Raw genomic sequence first — 3,383 nt, forward strand, 5'->3', positions numbered from 1 at the left:
TTGGTCCTGCCCCAGTGGTAGGTGTCGCCGGTGAGCTCGTCGCGCACCGGCACGCTCTCGTGCCAGTCGAGGCCGAGCAGCGGCATGTCCAACGAGACCGTCGCCTCCTGGGTGTGGTGAGGGTCGAGGTTGGCGACCACCAGAACCGTGTTCGAGTCGTGTGCGGAGCCGGCTGATTTTGAATAGGCGATCACCGATTCCTTGTCGGTGGGATGGAAGTGCAGGTCACGCAGTTGCTGCAGAGCGGGGTTGGCGCGTCTGATCCCGTTCAGGGCGGTGATGAGCGGGGCGATCGTGTCGCCGCTGCGCGCCGCCGACTCCCAGTCGCGCGGGCGCAGTTGGTACTTCTCCGAGTTCAGATACTCCTCGCTTCCCGGCCGCACGGCGGTGTTCTCGCACAGCTCGAATCCGCTGTAGACACCCCAGGCGGGCGAGAGCGTGGCGGCGAGCACGGCGCGCACCTCGAAGGCGGGGCGCCCGCCGTCCTGCAGATAGGCGTGCAGGATGTCGGGGGTGTTCACGAAGAAGTTGGGCCGCAGGAAATGGGCGGTCTCGCGGGACAACTCCGTCAGGTACTCGGTGAGTTCGTCCTTCGTGTTGCGCCAGGTGAAGTACGTGTACGACTGCTGGAAGCCGATGGCGGCGAGGGTCCGCATCATCGCGGGGCGGGTGAACGCCTCGGCGAGGAAGATGACGTCCGGGTCGGTGGCGTTGATGTCCGCGAGCACCTGCTCCCAGAAGACCACCGGCTTGGTGTGCGGGTTGTCGACGCGGAACACGCGGACCCCGTGGTCCATCCAGAACCGCAGCAGCCGCACGGTCTCCGCGATCAGCCCCGGCATGTCCTGGTCGAAGGCGAGCGGATAGATGTCCTGGTACTTCTTCGGCGGGTTCTCCGCGTACGCGATGCTCCCGTCCGCGCGGCGGCGGAACCACTCGGGGTGCTTCTCCACCCACGGGTGGTCCGGCGAGCACTGCAACGCGAAGTCCAGGGCCACTTCGAGCCCGAGCCGCCCGGCCTCGGCCACGAAGGCGTCGAAGTCCTCCAGCGTGCCCAGATCCGGATGGACGGCGTCGTGCCCGCCCTCGGGCGAGCCGATCGCCCACGGCACACCGACGTCGTGCGGTCCCACCGAAAGGGAGTTGTTGGGTCCCTTGCGGAAGGTGGTGCCGATGGGGTGGATCGGCGGCAGGTAGACGATGTCGAAGCCCATCCCGGCGATGGCGGGCAGCCGCGCCGCCGCGGTACGGAACGTCCCCGGGGCCGGCGGCTCCCCCTCCCGGACGACGGCGCCCTCCGAACGCGGGAAGAACTCGTACCAGGAGCTGTAGAGGGCCCGGCGCCGCTCCACGATCAGCGGCAACTCCTCGGAGGAGGTGACGAGTTCGCGCAGCGGGTGGCGGTCGAGCGCCGACTCCACCTCCGGGGTGAGGGCGGCGGCGAGCCGGGCGGCGGGGGAGCGGCCCGTGTCGCGCAGGGCCCGCGCCGCGCCGAGGATCACGGCCCGCTCGGCCCGTGGGGCGCCGGCCGCGGCCCGCTCGTGGAGGCGGGCGCCCTCCTCCAGGACCAGGTCGGTGTCGAGCCCCGCCGGTATCTTGATCCGCGCGTGGTGGCGCCAGGTCGTGACGGGGTCGCCCCACGCCTCCACGGCGTACGTCCAGCGGCCCTCGGCGTCCGGCGTGACCTCGGCGCCCCACCGGTCGGTGCCCGGCGCGAGCTCCCGCATCGGGGTCCACGGGCCGGGCCGCCCGCCCCGGTCGCGCAGGACGACGTTGGCGGCGACCGCCTCGTGCCCCTCGCGAAAGACGGTCGCGGTGACCCGGAAGGTCTCTCCTGGCACCGCCTTCGCCGGTTTTCGCCCGTGGTGCACGGCGGGGCCGACGTCCAGGACGGGGATGGTGGGCTGTACGGGCGGGCCTGGCTGGGTTGAGCCGAAAGGCATGTCTGACCGCTCCTGTCCGCGTGCACGGATACGTGGGTGTGGAGGGGGTCCGCGGTGTGCGCCGGCCACTGTGCCGGCGTGCGTACCGGAAAAGCCTTCCCACCCTTATCGGGTGAGCAATCCGGCGCTTTGTTAACTACTAGTGCGTAAGGGCGCATGCAAGACCGGCCCCGCCATGAATGGCGGGACCGGTTCAAATCGCATATGCCTTATGGGGTGTTGACCTGTACGCATATGCCTGGGGCGCTGTTCGTCCGGGGCGGCCCGTGCGACGCCCGAGGCGCGGGCCGGGCGCCGGGTCGGCACGGCCCGTGCCCCGCCGACCTCGGCGAAAGCGGCTTCCGGGCGGTCCGCGGGGCTGCGCGTGCCGGGCCCCGCTGCCCGTGCGGCGAGGCCGTCGGCGTACCGGGGAAGGTGCCCGCGGCGTGGTCGCCCGCGTCGGCCGGCGCGGTTCTCCGCGGGCGGGCGGGCAAGTCCAGACTGGCCGGAACTCCATCGTCGCGGGCGGCCGGGAGCGGATCCGCCGGGACGCCGGGACACGGCGACGGCCCACCGCCCGCAGGCGGTGGGCCGCGCGGTTCCGTCGGATCAGACGGAGTCGAAGTGCCACATCTGGCTGTTCTCGCCCTGCCAGGGCTCAAGGGTCAGCTGGGTGCCCTCCTTCTCCGACCTCAGGGTCGCCACCCCGTCCATGTACGGGAAGTGGATGCGGACCTTGCCCTCGCCGACCGGCTCGATCGACCACCGCTCCGGGTAGGGCTGGTTGGCGATGAGGGGCGGGAAGATCTTGAGGTCGCTGAGCGCGAAGTGCGCCTCGTGCGAGGTGATCTTGCTCTTGATCACGTAGAGGTTGCCGCTGGTGTGGACCACGTCCCACTGCTGGTTGTCGCCCTTGTGGTACCTCCAGCCGATGACGGGCACGTTGGGTTCGGCGGTGCCCCCGCTGAGGTCGACGACACGGTCCTCGTACGCCGCGTTCCTGATCACGTACACACCGTTCGAGATGATCTCGGCCATGAAGGCTCCTTAGGGGTGTCGCGCTCGCCGGCGGCGGTGCCCGGTGGTGTGGGCCGCTCGGCGGCGCCTCCTGATCGGACGCCCTCAACCTAGGAGGCGGCCGACCGCCCCGAAAGCGGTGTTTCAGGTCGTGACATGGTGGTTTGGTGTGGCTGAAGTGCATCGTCACGCATGTCACGCTTCACCCGGGCCGCACTGAACTACCGCACCCGGGCCGCGTGCCGCCCCGGCCCCGGGGCAGGACCGGCGGATCACCCACGGCCGGGACGGGCCGATACCCGCCGGTGCGCTGCGGCACGGCCGCGGGCCGGGGCACCGGAAGGGTCGTTGGCGGCACGCCTGCGGGTGCGGGCTGTCGGTGGTTGTTCGCGCAGTTCTCCGCGCCCCTGAGAGCAAGCTCTCCTCCCGCGGGCCGCACCGGCC

General features: G+C 71.1%; 2 protein-coding genes. Both read right to left on the reverse strand.

Annotation, left to right across the window (positions count from 1 at the left end):
- Nucleotides 1-1,943: alpha-1,4-glucan--maltose-1-phosphate maltosyltransferase (locus ACFVYR_RS09365; RefSeq protein ID WP_384249604.1), on the reverse strand; the 1,943-nt coding region annotated here is incomplete at its 3' end.
- A 588-nt stretch (nt 1,944-2,531) separates the two neighbouring features.
- A complete protein-coding gene (locus tag ACFVYR_RS09370; protein WP_384249606.1) occupies nt 2,532-2,960 on the reverse strand; it encodes an RICIN domain-containing protein in 429 nt (142 codons plus the stop codon).
- Nucleotides 2,961-3,383 lie beyond the last annotated feature (423 nt).

The sequence above is a fragment of the Streptomyces sp. NPDC058284 genome, assembly GCF_042881135.1.
Classification (GTDB): domain Bacteria; phylum Actinomycetota; class Actinomycetes; order Streptomycetales; family Streptomycetaceae; genus Streptomyces.